Genomic DNA, 17,125 nt, shown 5'->3' on the forward strand with positions numbered 1-17,125 from the left:
AAAACTTCGGCCGCAAACCGGGCAGGTTCGCTTCGTTCGGCTCCGCTACGCCTCACTTCACTTCACTTCACCTGCCCGCGGGTTAACTCTCTATACAGCTACTAATAAGCTATTTACACAAAGAAATAAACACTACCTTTTATTTCTGAAAACTTAGCGACTGGATAATACATCTATCTTAAATTTTCTATCAAAATTCTAAACAAATAGCAAGCATACGTTGCCATAAGCATATAAAATACCCATCTTATTAATCGTTTAGTCATTTAGTGATACACATTTTGTTATGCTGCATACCTGACGTGTCTTTCATGAAAATACTTTTGCACTTGTATTTTGTGTTTCTTCCTGTTGTTCATAAAATCTTCTACGTTGTTTCTCATTTGTTCCTTGTTAATGGGGCGTTTTTTACCAATCACATTTGTTTTTACATCCTGGTTCAAATATTCCTGAGGATTGAGTTCAGGGCTGTATGGAGGAATGAAAAATACTTCTATTCTGCTCTTGCTTTCTTCCAGCCATGCTTTGAGTTTTTTTGTTTTATGCGCAGGATGTCCATCGGTAACAAAAAATATTTTTTCACGACTGTACTTTATCATCCGCTTTAAAAAATCAATGAACACATCACCATTAAAGCTGCCGTCCAGAACCATAAACTGCAAATGACCTTTATTGCTAATGGCTGATATCATGTTCAACTTTCCAATGCTTTGTAATCGCTTAGGTCAATAAACAGGATTACTCTTTTTTTCATCCTTTGTTTTACTGTATCATTTATTGTATCCTTTGCTGTATCATTTACCACTATTGTTTTTCCATTGAGGGGAGAGGGCATTGAGAGTCTTAAACATTCTATATTTTATTTGTTAACTTTATAAAACAGTTCTTTATTTATTGTCAGGCTTCTTTAAACTCACCTACTTTTTTAATTGCCGCCGTGCAAATGGCGTGCAAATTGATCGCTCAAGGTCTGTTTAATGATTTTTCTGTTAAGCCGAATCTTTCAAAAGCTATCTGAAATTTCGGGAGAAAAGAAGTTCGAAAAAAAGTTCAGCAAAGGCTGAAATCCTTTACAGCAAAAGGTTTCAGTAAAAAATTTGTCACAGACTACAATGAAAAAAAGACCTCTTTTGAAGGCCTTCTTTACCTGTGGGAGTTGACGGGATCGAACCGCCGACCCTCCCGATTGTAAATCGGGATGCTCTAAACCTGTTGTGCTGGTTGTATTGACAATGTACAAATAAAAAAGGCTTCATATTACTATGAAACCTTTTACCTGTGGGAGTTGACGGGATCGAACCGCCGACCCTCTGCTTGTAAGGCAGATGCTCTAAACCAGCTGAGCTAAACTCCCTCGTTTTGGGGGTGCAAATATAAGCGCAGGGATATTCCTGCCAAACTTTTTTTATAAAAAAATCCCGACGGGGAACCGACGGGATTTGTTATGAGCAAGCAACCGATTGACTTTTAAAATGTCAAAAGCAATGCAAAGTATAAAGATTTTATAATCCGAACAAATGTTAGTTTGACTTTTTTATTTTTCTGCGCACGGTTTTTCTTTTATCAAAATTTACAGGCATAGCTTTGGCCAAATTCTTTGGCATGCTAAACATTTTTAAAAACATTAATGCATTTGTGTTTGATGTTGACGGCGTTCTTACAGACGGCGCCCTGCTCGTGCTTGACAATGGTTTAATGGCCAGGAAAATGCATGTGAAAGACGGCTATGCTTTGCAGCTCGCTATAAAAAAAGGGTACAGCATTTTTATTATTTCCGGCGGAAAGTCGCCACAGGTACGGGACAGATTATTAAAACTGGGCGTTGAAAACATATTCATGGGCGAAGAAAACAAGCTGGAAAAACTGCAGGAACTGGAAAAAAAATTCAATCTTACAAAAGAAGAAATCTTATACATGGGCGATGATATACCGGATATGGGCGTAATGCAATATTGCGGCCTCGCCTGCTGCCCCGCCGATGCGGTTGCCGAAGTAAAAACCATCTCAAAATATATTTCTTCGTTTAAAGGCGGCGAAGGCTGCGTGCGGGATGTAATTGAAAAGGTAATGAAGCTGCAGGGCAAATGGATGCAGGATATGCATATAACATCTGCTTAAGTACTTTTAATTTATTTTGCAGTCAAAGCGTTAATCTGAAAAAAATAATTGCATTTCTTCGACTGGTAAGATGGCCTAACCTGGTTTTTATAGCCATCACACAATTGCTTTTTATGTATTGTGTGATGCAGCCGTTGCTGGCAGCCGCCGGCAGAAGGCCAAGCCTTAATCCTTTGCACTTTTTTTTATTAATGCTGTCTTCTGTTTTTATTGCAGCCGCCGGTTATATCATCAATGATTATTTTGATTTGAATATTGACCGCATAAATAAACCCGACAGGCTCATCATTCAAAAAATAATCAAACGGCGTGCAGCCATAGTATGGCATATTGTTTTAAGCTTTATTGGGATTGCCATTGGTTTTTATCTTGACTTCAGCAGCCATGTTACGCTGCTCGGCTTCTCTAATTTAATATGTGTTTTGCTCCTGTTTGTTTATTCCGTGTCGCTTAAAAAGAAACTGCTTTCCGGCAACATCATTATTTCTGTTTTAACAGCATGGACGGTGCTTGTGGTAACCTGGTGCGAAGCTCGGTTTTTCTTTTTCAATCCCTTTGATGCGAATATTCATAAAATAACACGCGTTACCTTTTTATATACCGGCTTTGCATTTATCATCTCGCTTATCCGCGAAGCTGTTAAGGATATGGAAGATGTGGAAGGCGACCAGCGTTACGGCTGCAAAACCATGCCGATTGTTTGGGGCGTGAATGCTTCTAAGATTTATGTGGCGGTTTGGTTTGTAGTGCTGGTACTGGCGTTGATTGTGGTTATGATATACATGCTGCAATTGCACTGGTGGTTTGCCATTGCTTACTCTTTTATCCTTATCATACTGCCGCTGATAAACATATTTCAAAAATTATTTAAAGCATCAACGCCGCAGGATTTTCATAAGCTCAGTACTATGGTAAAACTGGTAATGTTTACCGGTATTCTCTCCATGATATTCTTTAAAATGTATGCCTGATACAAAAATCATTCTTGCTTCCCAATCGCCCCGCAGAAAACAATTGCTTGAGTGGGCTGAAATAAATTTTGATGCGGTAACAAGCGATGCAGATGAAAGCTTCCCTGCAGATATGCCGGTAGAAGATATTCCCGTTTTTATAGCGCGCAATAAAGCCCGGGCGGTGCGGCAGAAATTACATACAGGTGCGGTAATACTGGCAGCCGATACCATTGTTGTTTTACATAATAAAGTGATGAATAAACCGGCCAGCCGCGATGAAGCCATTGAAATGCTGCGCTCACTTTCAGGCAATGAACATCATGTAATTACGGGCGTTGTATTATTGAAAGAAGATAAAGAAACAAGCTTTGCCGATATTACGCATGTGGTGTTTCATAAGCTTACAGATGAACAGATAATTTTTTATGTTGACAAATACAGGCCTTACGATAAAGCCGGCGCTTATGCCATACAGGAATGGATTGGCGTTACCGGCATAAAATCCATTACCGGCGATTTTTATAATGTGATGGGTTTGCCGGTAAGCCGCGTGCTGCAGCAGTTAAAACATTTTGCAGCAACATCATAACTATAATCATTTTGTTTTTCCCTTCGCTTTTTGTAACTTGTTGCTGCAATTAACTGTAAACCTATGAACGAAAGATTGCTGCAATTCATCTGGCAATTCAGGTACTTTAACCAATCCGCCCTGCAAACTTCGGAGGGCAGAAGCTTGAAATTAATACATCCGGGCCATTTAAATAAAAACGCCGGCCCCGATTTTATGGAAGCCAGAATAAAAGTTGATAATACGCTTTGGGTGGGTAATGTTGAGCTGCATGTATGTGCATCGCACTGGCGCCGTCACAATCATTCAGCAGATAAGAACTACAGCAATATTATCCTGCATGTTGTTTGGCTGAATGATGAAAAAATATTTGATGCTTATCATCAGCCTTTGGCCACGTTAGAACTTCAGCCGCTTGTTTCAAAAATTACCTTGCAGCGCTTTGAGCAACTGATGCAAAATGCAGATGAAATTGCCTGCAGTTCTTCCCTGCCCGTTTTGAGTGAAATAGCCTGGCTGGGATGGAAAGAAAGATTAGTAACAGAACGATTGCAGCAAAAATCAAACACCATCATGCAGTGGCTTGCCGATGCCAACAATAACTGGGAAGAAGTTTTCTGGATAAGCCTTTGCCGCAGCTTTGGAATGAAGGTTAATGCAGATATATTTGAACAGGTTGCCACATCATTGCCTGTAAACCTGCTGGCAAAACACAAAAGCCAGATTCACCAGTTAGAAGCATTGCTGCTTGGCCAGGCCGGTTTGCTGAATGGCGGCTTTGAAGATGCATATCCCGTTATGCTGAAAAAAGAATATAGCTTTCTTTCCAGGAAATATAACCTGCAGCCTGTGAACAAAGCGCCTGCATTTTTAAGAATGCGGCCATTTAATTTCCCCACCTTAAGACTGGCGCAGCTTGCCATGCTTATTTATCAATCCAGCCATTTATTCTCTAAAATAAAAACAGCCGTAAAGCTCCATGATATCTTCCGATGGTTCGATGTTACGGCAAACGATTTCTGGCATTATCATTATACCTTAAAAGACGAAGCTGTTTATATCAAAAAAACGGTTGGCAACGCGTTTATTCATCACATCATTATTAATACAATCGTGCCCGTAATGTTTTTGTATGCCATCAATAAAAATGACACCGCCCGGCGAGAAAAATCGCTTAACTGGTTAATGGAGTTAGAGCCTGAGCAGAATGCGGTTACCAGGCAATGGAAACTGCATGGCGTTACCAATCAAAATGCCCTGCACAGCCAGGCGTTGCTTCATTTGAAAAATATGTATTGTACAAAAAAGAAATGCCTCGATTGCGCCGTTGGCGTTAAATTGCTGCGTGGAGAATAAAAATTATAAAAGGCATACCTGTTATAAGGCATACGTTAAATAGTAAATTGCCTTATAAATAATTGCTCCGCAGCACCCGGCTAATGATGAAGAAAAGAATTTCGCTTGCTTTTTTATTGTTGATATTAACTGTGGCAGCAGTTGCGCAAAACCCGTATGTGCTTAATGGGTCTGCCACACAGGAGAATTGCCATTGTTATACCCTTACTATGGAAGTGGAGGCTCAATCCGGCTCAATCTGGAATAAAAATAAAATTGACCTTACCCAGCCTTTTGATTATTTTTTTAATGTTTTTCTTGGTTGTAACGATGCCGATGGCGCTGATGGCATCGCATTCGTGCTGCAGCCGGTAAGCACAAGCCTCGGCACTACAGGCGAAGGCCTGGGCTTTCAAAACATACTGCCTTCAGCGGGCGTAACAATTGATACCTGGCAAAACACCGCGCAAAACGATCCTTCTTACGATCATATTGCCATACAGGCAAACGGCGATGTGGACCATACTACATCAAACAATCTTGCCGGGCCGGTGCAGGCGCTTGCCAACAGCGACAATATTGAAGACTGCCAATGGCATGTGCTTGAGATAAACTGGGAACCTTCGGTTGATTCAATGATCATTAAAATGGACGGCATTTTGCGTTTATCGCTTCAAAAAGATATTGTTGCAGATATTTTTAATGATGACCCACTGGTGTACTGGGGTTTTACCTCAGCAACCGGCGGAGCGGTTAATTTGCAACAAATGTGCACTTCGCTTGATGCAGGATTTAACCTTGCGGCGCACACCAACACCTGCATAGGCACGCCGCTCACTTTTGTTGACAGTTCCGTTTCATTTGGAAGCATTGCAGGCTGGTATTGGAATTTTGGCGATGGCACCACCTCCACCTTGCAAAACCCGCCGGCGCACACATACGCAAAACCACGCATCTATAAGGTTACTTTAAATATTACAGGTGGCGACGGCTGTACTTCGGATACGACTGTGCAGGAGATAACGGTGGGCAGTTACCCTGTTGCAGATTTTACTACAAAGCCTTCGCTGGCATGCGATAACCAGGATGTTGTATTCACAGATGCCACCACATTAGATGTGGGCACGGAGAACTACTGGTACTGGAATTTTGGCAACGGCGCCACATCATCTTTACAAAACCCATTGCCGGTTAATTACGCTGCGGGCGAATACACTGTGCAGTTTTATGTAAAAACAGCAGAAGGGTGCGCTTCTGATACAGCCGCAAAAACTTTTACGGTGTCAGAGGCCCCGGAAATTGATTTTGAAAAAAAAGATACCTGCAGGAATACGCCTGTGGATTTTTTGGCTGAAAACCTGTCGCCGTCCGTTACGATTAACGAATGGTATTGGGATTTTGATGACAATAGTTTTTCATCTGATGCCTCTTTGCAGCATGTATTTACCGATACAGGCACATACAATGTATCGCTTACGGCGCAGGCTGCGAACGGCTGCATTTCAGATACGGTTACAAAGCCGGTAATCATGTATGGAACGAATGCGTATGCGGGAAGAGATTCAACCATTCTGCAGGGTTATCCTTACCAGTTGCAGGCAAGCGGCGGTACATATTATAGCTGGTCGCCGTCAACGGGGCTTAATAATCCAAATGTCGCTAATCCTGTTGCCACGCTGGATAATGATATTACGTATATCCTCACAGCATCAACCGATAAAGGCTGCGCTACCACCGATACCCTGAATCTGCGTGTTATTAAAGGCCCGGAGATTTATGTGCCCTTGGCTTTTACGCCAAACAACGATGGCCTGAATGACCGTTTTAAAATCATACCTGTAGGCATTTCAGAGATCAGTTTGTTTAATATCGTAAACCGGTGGGGGCAGGTTGTTTATGCTTCAAAAAACGCTTCTTCCGGATGGGATGGAAACTTAAACGGCGTTCCGCAGCCGGCAGGCACCTATATCTGGATGGTTGAAGGAAAAACAGCCACCGGCTCCATACTAAAAAAACGGGGAACAGTGGTTTTAGTGCGTTAGATACATTTCAGAAGCTATTTAAAATGCTGTGGCACAGAGAGCGCAGAGCCAACGGAGGTATTATTGCTCTGTGCGGGAAACCTGCAAAAGGCCTGGTTTCATCTGCGATCATTTATATGATCCTGCCTGAACGGATTCATTCGGGCAGGTGTGTGGGAAGCACTATGAATCACAATCAAAGCTTAATCTTTCCACCCAAATTCCACATGCATGTCAATATCAGGATGAATGCTTTTGGCTACCGGGCAGGTAAGCGCCGCTCTTTCAAGAATCTTTTTTTCTTTATCATTCAGTGTAAGCGATGCAGGAAAATCAAAACGCACATCAATGCCGCCCACACGTCTTGGCTCAGCTTTCATCTTTTTTAAAATGCTCACTTCTGTTCCATCAAGTTCAATATTCATATCCCTTGCCTTAATGCCCATGATGGTAAGCATGCAGCTTCCCAATGAGGTAGCCAGCAGATCGGTTGGCGAAAATCTTTCGCCTTTGCCCTGGTTATCTGCAGGGGCATCGGTTTCAATTATAGTATTACTTTGCAGGTGTTTTGCTTCTGTTCTTAACGAGCCTTTATAAATTATTTCAGATGTCATTACACAATATTTATTATAAATTTACGATTATCAATTTACACATGTACCGCAAGATAATTTTGTTTTCACTCTGCTTTATTATTACCGCTCAGATTTTTGCACAGCAACAGGAAAAGCAAAGTGAAAAAGATATTAAACGACAGGAGAGAAAGCAACATATAGCAGACCTTATTAAACGGGAAGAAGAGGGCGCATTAATTTATAATAAACAGTCGCTCTTTGGCTTTAAGCTGAACACAGACGGTTGGACGGCCATATATGAACATGGTAAATACAAAACCATTACTACCACCAATACCTGGTTTGTGGAAATAGGGGAGCGCAAAAGCCATAAAGAAGAAAGGATAACGCCTTCCGATCCTTATACCGGTTATCCCGTTGGCAATTCATTTATTTACGGCAAGCAAAATGTTTTTTATAATGTAAACATTGGCATTGGCCAGCAAAGGCTTATTGGCGGAAAAGGCGCCAAAAACGGGGTCGCAGTTTCAGCCATTTATGGCGGCGGTTTCTCAGCAGGCTTATTAAAACCATATTATGTAACGGTGTATGATCCCAATACCGGCGAAACAGAGGATGTAAAATACCAGGGCGCTTCAGATACCTTATTTCTGAATTATCCTATTTCCGGCGCAGGCCTCACCAAAGGTTTTGGTGAAATGAAATTTGTGCCGGGCCTTGTGGCCCATGCGGGCCTGCGTTTTGATTATGGGCGCTATAATGAATTATTGTCAGCCCTTGAAATTGGCGTAAGTGCGGAATTTTATACGAAAGATATGCCTATTATGGTTAATGCACAGGCAAAGCAATTCTTTTACAATGCTTATGTAGCTATTGAATTTGGCTTCCGGAAATAATGTGTAATTATTTCTTTATCTTTTTCCGATATACAAATTCAATCAGTGTTGAAATCTTTCCAAACGGGGTATCATCCGGCGAGAACAGGGTAGAAAGTACCTGCGCTGCTATGGAAGTGGCGCTTTCCCAAAATTTGCCATGCAGGCCTGAAAAATAAGTTTGTAAATTTTTGATAGTAGTAAGCAGGCCGGGCGTTTCAATATCCTGCGTAAGCTTAAAACCATCGCTCACCTTATGTAAGCCCTCAGTTAATTTCTCTTTCGATACCTCGGGAAATTTTTTCTGAATAAGATCAAACAATTCTTCCGGCGTTGCCTCTAAATTCTGGCTTATTACGTTTATAATGCCAGAGCCGTCAAGTAATGCGTTCTGAACGGAAGGCTCTAATTTTTTCCATGCTTTTTCTGCAGCATTGAACAGATCAGTGAAAATGTGCAGGAAATCAAAGAATGCCATAGTGGTGTTTTTTATCGTTAGCAATAAGATGTTATTTGGACGGTGAATCCCTGCCGGAGGCAAACATAAGCTGCATTTGTTTTTGGCCTGCCCGGAAATTAATAGGGGATGCCGGCTTACTATAAAGAAGATTGAAATAATTGAAACAATGGAAGTAAGCTTTATTACCAAAAGAAACATGGCTGCTTCTTATTAATTCGTAATACTTTAGCCCGTTCGTTTTACCGGTTACATGTAATGCTGTCAATAAATTGTTTGTTATGGCCCACAGATTATTTGCCTTCATCATTTTTATTTTATTAAACACTTCATTGCACGCACAACAAAAAACCTATTGCAATCCTATCAATATAGACTATGGTTTTACGCCCATTCCAAATTTTTCTGAACAGGGCATGCACCGTGCCACGGCTGATCCTGTAATTGTTTTATATAAGGATAAATATTTTTTATTCTCTACCAATCAGTGGGGTTACTGGTGGAGCAGTGATATGCTGAACTGGAAGTTTATTCCGCGCAGGTTTTTAAAGCCTGATGCAAATGTGTATGATGAACTGTGCGCTCCGGCTGTTGCCGTGCTGCATGATACAATGATCGTTATCGGCTCCACTTATACACAGGCGTTTACATTATGGATGAGCACAAACCCCACGGCTGATGACTGGAAGCCCCTGGCTGATTCCTTTAAAGTGGGCGCCTGGGACCCTGCATTCCTGGCAGATGATGATGGTAAGCTCTACATCTATTTTGGATCGAGCAATACGTATCCCACTTACGGGCAGGAGATTGACAGAAAAACATTTCAGCCCATTGGAGAACGGAAAGAATTACTGCATTTGAATGACAGTATTCATGGCTGGGAGCGTTTTGGAGAGTACCACGATAATACTTTTCTCAGGCCTTTTATCGAAGGTTCCTGGATGACGAAATACCACAACAAATATTATTTGCAATACGGTGCGCCGGGCACAGAGTTCAGTGGTTATGGCGATGGCGTGTACGTTGGCGATAAACCATTAGGCCCTTTTACCTACCAGGCGCATAACCCGTTTTCGTTTAAACCCGGAGGTTTTGCAACAGGCGCCGGGCACGGCGCCACCTACCAGGATGTGTATGGTAACTGGTGGCATGTAAGCACCATGATTGTAAATGTGAAGAATAATTTTGAGCGGCGCATTGGTATATGGCCTGCCGGTTTTGATAAAGATGGCATAATGTATTGCAATACGGTTTTTGGCGACTACCCGCATTACCTGCCAGCCCCTCAAACGGCCTCCCCAGGCCCCTCCGAGGGAGGGGTTTCTCATCAGCACAAAAGCCAGCTAATTCAACCGGCAAAAGAAAACGCAGGAACTTCTGTAAGCGGGTCTTTGAGCGGTGCCAAAGCCTCTCCTTCGGGGAGGTTGGGTGGGGCTTTCACCGGCTGGATGCTGTTGAACTATAATAAGCCTGTAACCGTTTCATCAACTTTTGGAAATTATGAACCAAACAATGCAGTGGATGAAAACATTAAAACCTACTGGTGTGCGAAAACGGCTGATAAAGGCTAATGGATTCAGTCTGACCTGGGCGCAGTTGATACAGTAAAAGCCATTCAAATAAATTATGCCGACCAGGATGCAGATATTCTGGGCAAAAGCACAACCATCTACCATCAATATAAATTGTATTCATCCACAGATGGCAAAATATGGAAGGTATTGCTTGATAAAAGCAACAATAAAACCGATGTGCCGCATGATTATGTTGAACTTTCTGCACCAACACTGGTTCGTTATATCAAACTTGAAAACATACATACTGCTGATGGTAAATTTGCCATTAGTGGTTTGCGTGTATTCGGCAAAGGCGCGGGTGTAAAGCCCGATACGGTAAAGCATTTTGTTGTACTGCGCGGCGATAGTGAGAGAAGGAATAGCTGGCTTAAATGGCAATTGAGCAATGATGCGTATGCTTATAACATTTATACAGGGATTGCGCCCGATAAATTATACACCAGCATTATGGTATATAATACAAACGAATATTATTTTTCAGCAATGGAAAGAGACAGGCCGTATTATTTTCAAATAGAAGCCATTAATGAAAATGGCGTAAGTGCAAGGACGCAGGTAATTAAAGTGGAATAATAGCTTTAGCACTTCTCCGTTTTTTACAATTTAAATTTATGTAAGGCTATTTTTCTATCTTTAAAAAAATTACCTGTATGCAACAAGATTTATTAGGCACTGATGAAACGCCTGTAATCCCGCCCACCAGCGATGAAAAAACAATGGCCTTATTATCACATGTGCTCACATTTGTTTTTCCTTTGCTTGCCCCGCTTGTAATTTACCTGGTGAAAAAAGATGAGTCTGAGTTTATAAAGTATCATGCGAGAGAATCGCTCAACTTCCAGATAACATTGATCATAATTTGCTTTGTACTGATAATAACAATTGTTGGTATATTACTGTTATGGATTGTTGGTATAATTGATGTAGTGCTTGTAATTGTTGCTACCCTTCGCGCCAGCGAAGGAAAGCTGTATAAATATCCTTTTTCAATCAGGCTTATTAAATAAGCAGTAAGAAGGCTTAAAGTCAAAATAAAATGTTGGCAGCAACCCTTTTTTTGGGCACATCAAAATAATCAAAATGAAACTCTTTAAATGGCAAAAAAAAGTAAATTCCAACATCCCGACATTTGACGAATTGCTTATTCCGACTATTCAAGCCCTGCAAGAACCTGGTGGTTCAGGTTCAATTGAAGAAATAAATGGAAAAGTTTATGAGATTGCTAAAATTCACGATGACATTTTACAAATTCCACATGGCGAAGATGGGACAATTAATGAAGTTGATTACCGATTAGCCTGGAGCAGAACTTACCTGAAAAAATTTGGACTTCTTGAAAATTCTTCACGCGGTATCTGGGCTTTATCACAAGCTGACATTAATATTTCAAAACTTAATCCGGACGAGATAAAGAGAACAGTTAGAGAACAAACAAGACCTGCAATAAATATAACGAAAGCAAGGAAGAACAAGACAGTCAAGCTGAAAAAGAAGTTGAATTTGAAACTTCTGAAAACTGGAAGCAACAATTATTAAATGTGCTATATCACCTTCTGCTTTTGAACGACTTGCTCAAAGAATTTTAAGGGAAAGCGGTTTCTTTCAAGTGGAAGTAACAGGAAAAACTGGTGACGGTGGAATAGATGGAAAAGGCATTGTAAGGATAAGTGGTTTTTCTAAGCTTTCATGTTATCTTTCAATGTAAGAGATATAAAAGTTCAGTTACTCCCGATAAAATTAGAGATTTTAGAGGCGCTATGCAAGGTCGTGCAGATAAAGGACTTTTCATTACCACAGGTACATTCACGAGAGAAGCGACCAAAGAAGCAACCAGAGATGGCGCGCCACCAATAGATTTGATTGACGGCGAATTGTTATGTGACAAGCTTAAAGAATTGAAGCTTGGCATTGAAACAAAATTGACTGAAACGGTGGAAGTTAAAACTGATTGGTTTAGCAATCTATAACTCGACAATAGAATGTGCTGTCTATAAAAGTGTTTGCTACATACAAGCGGGCACAGTGCTATTGCCCCGCTTGTAAGCAATATCGAGCCAAAAAAGGCAACCATGTGCGGCTGCCTTTCTTCATTCATACATGCATATAACCCTTGCTGCTATTATTCCATTATCTTTGTTTGCTTCCATTTAAAATTTTCGCTTACAGCTTTTGCATAACCGCCTACTTCAATAAAAGGTTGCCGTATATGTAAGAAGGTTGGCATGCCCAGAAATAAAACTTTCGACATAAACCCCTTCATTTAGCACAAAGTTAAAAACAGACCTGGCTTTTGGTTAAGTGTCAATCGGTGAAGCCCGTATGCAAAAGGGGTGAATAGCGGTTTTTATATTGTAAAGAATCACAGTGATGTTTTAATTAAATTTACCGGCATGAAGGATAAGCAAAAACTTTCGCTGTTTGATATTACCATGATCGTTATTGGCCTTGTAATAGGCATGGGCATTTTCAGAACAGCAAAGGATGCGGCCGCTGCTTCATCATCGCCCGCAATTTATTTTGGCGTATGGATACTGGGCGGCCTTATTGCAATATGCGGTGCGCTCACGTATGCAGAAATCGGTTCCCGCTATCCTGTAACCGGCGGCTATTATAAAATATTTGCCGTTTGCTATCATCCTTCTCTGGCATTTGGCATTAACTGCATCATTCTTATTTCCAATGCAGCTTCGCTTTCAGGCGTTGCGCTTATAGGCAGCGAATATATTGCGCCGCTTATATTTAAAGCCCCCACGTCGTTTAACGAAGCCATGCTTTCCATTGGTGCCATCGTTATATTTTATGGCGTTAACTTGATGGGCCTGCGCATGAGCGCCAACACGCAGAATGTTTTAATGATCATTAAACTGTGCCTGATACTGGTTTTAATTGCAGCGCTTCTCTTTCCACAATTATATAATACCAATACTCATGAAAATGTTGTGGCAAACGCCGCTTCAGCCAACAGTATTTTATTATTCGGTATTGCATTAAAGGCCGTATCGTTTACGTATGGCGGCTACCAGCAAACCATCAATTTTGGAGAAGAGGTGCACAACCCGCAAAAGAACACGCCACGCGGCATTGTTATGGGCATTATTACAATCATTATATTGTACCTCTGTGTTAATTATTCTTATTATAAGATCATCGGTTTTGAAGCATTAAAATCAACCAAAGGCATTGCTGCCATTGTAGCCGGGAAGATGTTTGGCGCAGCCGGCGGGTACACGCTTTCTGTTTTATTATTTCTCGCCGTGCTGGCTTATGTAAATGTGTTATTGCTCAGCAACCCGCGTGTAATGTATGCCATGAGCATGGATGGCATTTTGCCCAAAGCCTTTAAAAAGAAAGATGAAAAAAGAGATGTGCTCACCGTTAGCCTCAGCGTGTTTGCGGCCATTTGTGTTATCGTTTTATTTTTTGCCGACCGGTTCGACCAGATACTCAGCTTCACCATTTTTCTCGACAGCATTGGCATGGCCACTTCTGCAGGCGCTATTTTTATATTGCGCAAACGCACCAAACATTTGGATGGCACCGGCATTTATAAAATGAAGTTGTACCCGCTGCTGCCTGCTGTTTTTATTCTTGCCTATATTTTTGTGGGCGCAGTAATCGCCATTACTAACCCGCAATATGCCGTAACCGGCATTAGTGTTTTAACTGTTTTTATTATGTTGTATTTCATCTTTTGTAAAAAAACACATGGCGGCAATAACCATGTTAGCGGTCAGGCTAAAGACGACCTCGATTACAAACAGAAAAATGGGCGACATTGACAAAGCAATTAAATAGACAAAATGTATGAATAAGAAAAATGACAATCGTATATTTCGATAAAAGAGTATGGAAGCAGAACCAATATTAAATTGTAATCAGACAGACTTTTTGCAAATCCTTACGGACATCACAGACTTTTGGGGAAGTGACAGAACTCTTTCTTTTCATCATCCAATGTTTATCAACGAATTTGGCAATACAGCTTTCGTAATAAAAATTAAGGATAGGGTAGTTGCATATCTTTTTGGTTTTATATCACAAACTGAGCTGACTGGCTATGTTCACCTAATTGGCGTGAGACAAAGCCACCAGAAAAATGGATTAGGCAAAAAATTATACAGACATTTTATAGAATATTTGAAGAGTAACGACATTAAAAATTTGAAAGCAATTACCGCCCCGACAAATGAAAAGTCAATAAATTTTCATTTGGGAATCGGGATGATAATGACTGGTATTGAAAACGACAACGGAATAAAGGTAATCAAAAACTATTCGGGACTAGGACAAGACAGAGTAGTATTCAAAATGAAACTCGACTGAAAAAGCCCGAACTGCTAACAAAGGGTTTGGCAATAGGCTGGCAGAAGGAAGTAAAATCGGCTATAGTTCGCTATCAGCAACAGTTCCAGCAGACGAACAAATATCAGCTTTTTGTATTTATCTTCGGCTGTAGTTTTTCAATCGGCTGACGTTCGGGCGAGACGTTCATTGAATATCAGCCCATCGCCAAGCCTTCAACGCAGGCGCCGGTTTATTGAAAGAAGAATAATTTGTTGACCGGCCAATGAAGCTGTGGCATTCCGCCGCGGCGGATCATTCACTCTTGAGCAATGCGTAATGGCAGCATTCGTGAAACGTCAATTGTTAAACGTGAATGCCAGCTTGCAGGTTTTAATAATCAGAATGGATTGAACGATATAGTTACGAACCTGATTTTTCATCTGCGTTTATCCGCGCCATCTGCGAGAACGTATTATAATGATTTATAGTTTCAGATAGTTCTGCTGTAAGCCCGTAAAAATACTGCTATTTCCAATTATGACAAGCCCCTGACGTTTATAAACATTTTATTAAAGCTGCATGTTGTATTTTTACGCTCTTTTATGGCATATTTTAACTGGAACGATACGAAAAACCTTTTCTCCAAGCTCACCTTTCGCCGCGCTTTTAATGCGGTGCAGGTTATGGCGAGTTACCAGTTAAGCAAGCTGTTGAAAAAGCCGTTGCAATGGGGTTATCCCATTTCCATTTCATTTGAGCCAACCACTTCGTGCAACCTGCGCTGCCCGGAGTGCCCGAGTGGTTTGCGCGCCTTTACCAGGCCCACCGGCATGCTGAAAAAAGACTTTTTCAGGCAAACCATTGACGACATTCATAAAGAGCTTTTATACCTTATCTTTTATTTTCAGGGGGAGCCATTTCTCAATCCCGATTTCCTCGATATGGTGAAATATGCGCATGATAAGGGCATTTATACGGCCACATCAACCAACGCACATTTTCTTACCGATGAAAAAGCCAAACGCACCGTTGAAAGCGGCCTCGACCGCCTCATTATTTCTATTGACGGCACCACGCAGGATGTGTATAAACAATACCGTGTGGGCGGTAACCTTGAAAAGGTGTTGCAGGGCGCCCGCAATATTATAAAATGGAAAAAAGAATTAAAGAGTAAAACGCCGTTTGTCTTCTTCCAGTTTTTGGTGGTAAAGCCAAACGAGCACCAGATAGAAGATATTAAACGCCTTGCCAGAGAAATTGGTGTTGACCAGGTGCGTTTTAAAACCGCCCAGGTATATGATTATGAAAACGATCCGCATAACCTTATTCCCACCATTGATAAATACAGCCGTTACCGCCGGGATAAAAACGGGGTTATGCAAAGCAAGAGCGGCATGAAAAACCATTGCTGGAAACTGCATCACGCCAATGTAATAACCTGGGACGGCATGGTAGTGCCCTGCTGTTTTGACAAGGACGCCATGCACCGTTTGGGCAATTTAAATACGCAATCGTTTAAGGAAGTATGGCATAACGACAACTACAAACAATTTCGCAGCGAGCTCATGAAAAGCCGCAAGAATATTGATATCTGCGCCAACTGCAGCGAAGGCCTTACTGTTTGGGAAGATTAAACAAGTGTAGTAATACCCCCCCCGATTATAATAAAGTTAATTTACAATATCAACCATTAAATATTACAATTGTACTATAGATACCATTCTGTGGCGCATAATTTTGGCAATTGGGAATATTATGCCAATATTCTTCCCTTTATTACAGGTAAGGAAAAACTCATGTATGGGCATAAGCCTGTTTTTACTAAGCAGGACTGTATAAAGCAAACTGTAAACACTGCTGTTTTATTAAGGCTAAAGCTATTAAGCTTTTGTCTTTCATAACGGATTTGATTGATGCATGCGGGCTTAACAGGCATACTTTAAATTAGGCATAGCTGGCGATTACTGCTGTATTAACTCTTTTAATGATTAAATACTTTAGTAATGAAAAAAGCCATCATTGTTTTTGTGTTTGTGGTACCCACTGCAGGGTTTGCGCAAAAATCCAGGCTGGATTATTTTTATAAAACTAAACAAACTGTTCATTCAGTATCCTTAACAGCCAGTTCAATAGTTTCAAAAAAAGAAGCTATGAAAAGAGACGTTGTAAAATATAATCAGGCATTTCAATTCGCAACAGCTGAAGTGAATTTTTCAGCATTTTCACCAAAAGAGAAAATGAAAAGGGTGGTAGTAAAAATTGATGAAAATCCCCGGTTGCGGCGAGCCCGGAAATTAACTGTGCATAACATATAAAACGCATCACGCCTGTAATAGAGAACAGGCGTGATGGTAAAATAAAG

Annotated in this window: 20 protein-coding genes and 1 tRNA gene; 16 read left to right on the forward strand and 5 right to left on the reverse strand. The window is 41.0% G+C overall.

Going from position 1 to position 17,125, the window contains the following annotated elements; translation table 11 throughout:
• Positions 1-284: 284 nt before the first annotated feature.
• Entirely contained in the window at positions 285-707 is a 423-nt protein-coding gene (locus QM629_RS16140; RefSeq protein ID WP_415160948.1) for a transposase, read from the reverse strand.
• A 572-nt stretch (positions 708-1,279) separates the two neighbouring features.
• A tRNA-Val gene (locus QM629_RS16145) sits at positions 1,280-1,354 on the reverse strand.
• Between the two features lie 248 nt (positions 1,355-1,602).
• Here QM629_RS16145 and QM629_RS16150 point away from each other — a divergent pair.
• The 5 genes from QM629_RS16150 (at position 1,603) to QM629_RS16170 (ending at position 7,016) form a co-directional block, all read left to right on the forward strand.
• Positions 1,603-2,118 carry a KdsC family phosphatase gene (locus tag QM629_RS16150; protein ID WP_415160923.1) on the forward strand — a complete coding sequence of 172 codons (516 nt, stop codon included), beginning with the start codon at positions 1,603-1,605 and terminating at the stop codon, positions 2,116-2,118.
• A 47-nt stretch (positions 2,119-2,165) separates the two neighbouring features.
• Positions 2,166-3,089, forward strand: coding sequence for a geranylgeranylglycerol-phosphate geranylgeranyltransferase (locus QM629_RS16155; RefSeq protein ID WP_415160949.1), 924 nt, complete (start codon positions 2,166-2,168; stop codon positions 3,087-3,089).
• Positions 3,082-3,660: a Maf family nucleotide pyrophosphatase gene (locus QM629_RS16160; RefSeq protein WP_415160924.1), complete on the forward strand. Its 579-nt coding sequence runs from the start codon at positions 3,082-3,084 to the stop codon at positions 3,658-3,660. The genes QM629_RS16155 and QM629_RS16160 overlap by 8 nt, the downstream gene beginning before the upstream one ends.
• Positions 3,661-3,723: 63 nt before the next feature.
• Positions 3,724-4,995: a DUF2851 family protein gene (locus QM629_RS16165; RefSeq protein WP_415160925.1), complete on the forward strand. Its 1,272-nt coding sequence runs from the start codon at positions 3,724-3,726 to the stop codon at positions 4,993-4,995.
• An 83-nt stretch (positions 4,996-5,078) separates the two neighbouring features.
• Entirely contained in the window at positions 5,079-7,016 is a 1,938-nt protein-coding gene (locus tag QM629_RS16170) for a lectin-like domain-containing protein (RefSeq protein ID WP_415160926.1), read from the forward strand.
• A 182-nt stretch (positions 7,017-7,198) separates the two neighbouring features.
• On the opposite strand, the gene QM629_RS16175 is transcribed toward QM629_RS16170, so the two are convergent.
• The gene (locus QM629_RS16175) at positions 7,199-7,609 is read right to left on the reverse strand and encodes an OsmC family protein (protein ID WP_415160927.1); all 411 of its coding nucleotides are present in this window, start codon (positions 7,607-7,609) and stop codon (positions 7,199-7,201) included.
• Here QM629_RS16175 and QM629_RS16180 point away from each other — a divergent pair.
• Positions 7,603-8,466 carry a hypothetical protein gene (locus tag QM629_RS16180; RefSeq protein WP_415160928.1) on the forward strand — a complete coding sequence of 288 codons (864 nt, stop codon included), beginning with the start codon at positions 7,603-7,605 and terminating at the stop codon, positions 8,464-8,466. The two genes, QM629_RS16175 and QM629_RS16180, sit on opposite strands and share 7 nt — an antisense overlap.
• Before the next feature lie 7 nt (positions 8,467-8,473).
• On the opposite strand, the gene QM629_RS16185 is transcribed toward QM629_RS16180, so the two are convergent.
• Positions 8,474-8,923 (reverse strand): hypothetical protein, encoded by a 450-nt coding sequence (locus QM629_RS16185; protein ID WP_415160929.1) that lies wholly within the window; start codon positions 8,921-8,923, stop codon positions 8,474-8,476.
• A 260-nt stretch (positions 8,924-9,183) separates the two neighbouring features.
• On the opposite strand from QM629_RS16185, the gene QM629_RS16190 reads away from it, so the two are divergent.
• The 6 genes from QM629_RS16190 (at position 9,184) to QM629_RS16215 (ending at position 12,446) form a co-directional block, all read left to right on the forward strand.
• Complete coding sequence (locus tag QM629_RS16190; protein ID WP_415160930.1) at positions 9,184-10,473, forward strand: family 43 glycosylhydrolase; 1,290 nt, start codon at positions 9,184-9,186, stop codon at positions 10,471-10,473.
• A gap of 3 nt (positions 10,474-10,476) precedes the next feature.
• Positions 10,477-11,052 carry a discoidin domain-containing protein gene (locus QM629_RS16195; protein ID WP_415160950.1) on the forward strand — a complete coding sequence of 192 codons (576 nt, stop codon included), beginning with the start codon at positions 10,477-10,479 and terminating at the stop codon, positions 11,050-11,052.
• A 77-nt stretch (positions 11,053-11,129) separates the two neighbouring features.
• The gene (locus tag QM629_RS16200; RefSeq protein WP_415160931.1) at positions 11,130-11,486 is read left to right on the forward strand and encodes a DUF4870 domain-containing protein; all 357 of its coding nucleotides are present in this window, start codon (positions 11,130-11,132) and stop codon (positions 11,484-11,486) included.
• 73 nt (positions 11,487-11,559) lie between these two features.
• On the forward strand, positions 11,560-12,015 hold the full coding sequence (locus QM629_RS16205) for a winged helix-turn-helix domain-containing protein (RefSeq protein WP_415160932.1): 456 nt from the start codon (positions 11,560-11,562) through the stop codon (positions 12,013-12,015).
• A gap of 43 nt (positions 12,016-12,058) precedes the next feature.
• Positions 12,059-12,184, forward strand: coding sequence for a hypothetical protein (locus tag QM629_RS16210; RefSeq protein ID WP_415160951.1), 126 nt, complete (start codon positions 12,059-12,061; stop codon positions 12,182-12,184).
• Positions 12,147-12,446 (forward strand): restriction endonuclease, encoded by a 300-nt coding sequence (locus QM629_RS16215; protein ID WP_415160933.1) that lies wholly within the window; start codon positions 12,147-12,149, stop codon positions 12,444-12,446. Before QM629_RS16210 ends, QM629_RS16215 begins: the two co-directional genes overlap by 38 nt.
• 152 nt (positions 12,447-12,598) lie before the next feature.
• On the opposite strand, the gene QM629_RS16220 is transcribed toward QM629_RS16215, so the two are convergent.
• A complete protein-coding gene (locus tag QM629_RS16220) occupies positions 12,599-12,727 on the reverse strand; it encodes a hypothetical protein (protein ID WP_415160934.1) in 129 nt (42 codons plus the stop codon).
• A 142-nt stretch (positions 12,728-12,869) separates the two neighbouring features.
• Here QM629_RS16220 and QM629_RS16225 point away from each other — a divergent pair, with 142 nt between their 5' ends.
• The 4 genes from QM629_RS16225 to QM629_RS16240 all read left to right on the forward strand — a co-directional run bounded on the left by QM629_RS16225 (position 12,870) and on the right by QM629_RS16240 (position 17,078).
• Positions 12,870-14,258, forward strand: coding sequence for an APC family permease (locus tag QM629_RS16225; protein ID WP_415160935.1), 1,389 nt, complete (start codon positions 12,870-12,872; stop codon positions 14,256-14,258).
• A gap of 67 nt (positions 14,259-14,325) precedes the next feature.
• Positions 14,326-14,802 (forward strand): GNAT family N-acetyltransferase, encoded by a 477-nt coding sequence (locus QM629_RS16230; RefSeq protein WP_415160936.1) that lies wholly within the window; start codon positions 14,326-14,328, stop codon positions 14,800-14,802.
• Positions 14,803-15,365: 563 nt separating this feature from the next.
• A complete protein-coding gene (locus QM629_RS16235) occupies positions 15,366-16,397 on the forward strand; it encodes a radical SAM/SPASM domain-containing protein (protein WP_415160937.1) in 1,032 nt (343 codons plus the stop codon).
• A gap of 369 nt (positions 16,398-16,766) precedes the next feature.
• A complete protein-coding gene (locus tag QM629_RS16240; RefSeq protein WP_415160938.1) occupies positions 16,767-17,078 on the forward strand; it encodes a hypothetical protein in 312 nt (103 codons plus the stop codon).
• The last annotated feature ends 47 nt before the right edge of the window (positions 17,079-17,125 follow it).

The organism is Parafilimonas sp., assembly GCF_047606085.1.
Taxonomy (GTDB): domain Bacteria; phylum Bacteroidota; class Bacteroidia; order Chitinophagales; family Chitinophagaceae; genus Parafilimonas.

Coding starts and splice junctions, on each gene's coding strand:
- QM629_RS16205 (WP_415160932.1), top strand. CDS start 11,560: ATGAAACTCTTTAAATGGCAAAAAAAAGTAAATTCCAACATCCCGACA.
- QM629_RS16150 (WP_415160923.1), top strand. CDS start 1,603: ATGCTAAACATTTTTAAAAACATTAATGCATTTGTGTTTGATGTTGAC.
- QM629_RS16230 (WP_415160936.1), top strand. CDS start 14,326: ATGGAAGCAGAACCAATATTAAATTGTAATCAGACAGACTTTTTGCAA.
- QM629_RS16180 (WP_415160928.1), top strand. CDS start 7,603: ATGTCATTACACAATATTTATTATAAATTTACGATTATCAATTTACAC.
- QM629_RS16225 (WP_415160935.1), top strand. CDS start 12,870: ATGAAGGATAAGCAAAAACTTTCGCTGTTTGATATTACCATGATCGTT.
- QM629_RS16170 (WP_415160926.1), top strand. CDS start 5,079: ATGATGAAGAAAAGAATTTCGCTTGCTTTTTTATTGTTGATATTAACT.
- QM629_RS16175 (WP_415160927.1), bottom strand. CDS start 7,609: ATGACATCTGAAATAATTTATAAAGGCTCGTTAAGAACAGAAGCAAAA.
- QM629_RS16185 (WP_415160929.1), bottom strand. CDS start 8,923: ATGGCATTCTTTGATTTCCTGCACATTTTCACTGATCTGTTCAATGCT.
- QM629_RS16235 (WP_415160937.1), top strand. CDS start 15,366: ATGGCATATTTTAACTGGAACGATACGAAAAACCTTTTCTCCAAGCTC.
- QM629_RS16160 (WP_415160924.1), top strand. CDS start 3,082: ATGCCTGATACAAAAATCATTCTTGCTTCCCAATCGCCCCGCAGAAAA.
- QM629_RS16165 (WP_415160925.1), top strand. CDS start 3,724: ATGAACGAAAGATTGCTGCAATTCATCTGGCAATTCAGGTACTTTAAC.
- QM629_RS16190 (WP_415160930.1), top strand. CDS start 9,184: ATGGCCCACAGATTATTTGCCTTCATCATTTTTATTTTATTAAACACT.
- QM629_RS16200 (WP_415160931.1), top strand. CDS start 11,130: ATGCAACAAGATTTATTAGGCACTGATGAAACGCCTGTAATCCCGCCC.
- QM629_RS16240 (WP_415160938.1), top strand. CDS start 16,767: ATGAAAAAAGCCATCATTGTTTTTGTGTTTGTGGTACCCACTGCAGGG.
- QM629_RS16220 (WP_415160934.1), bottom strand. CDS start 12,727: ATGTCGAAAGTTTTATTTCTGGGCATGCCAACCTTCTTACATATACGG.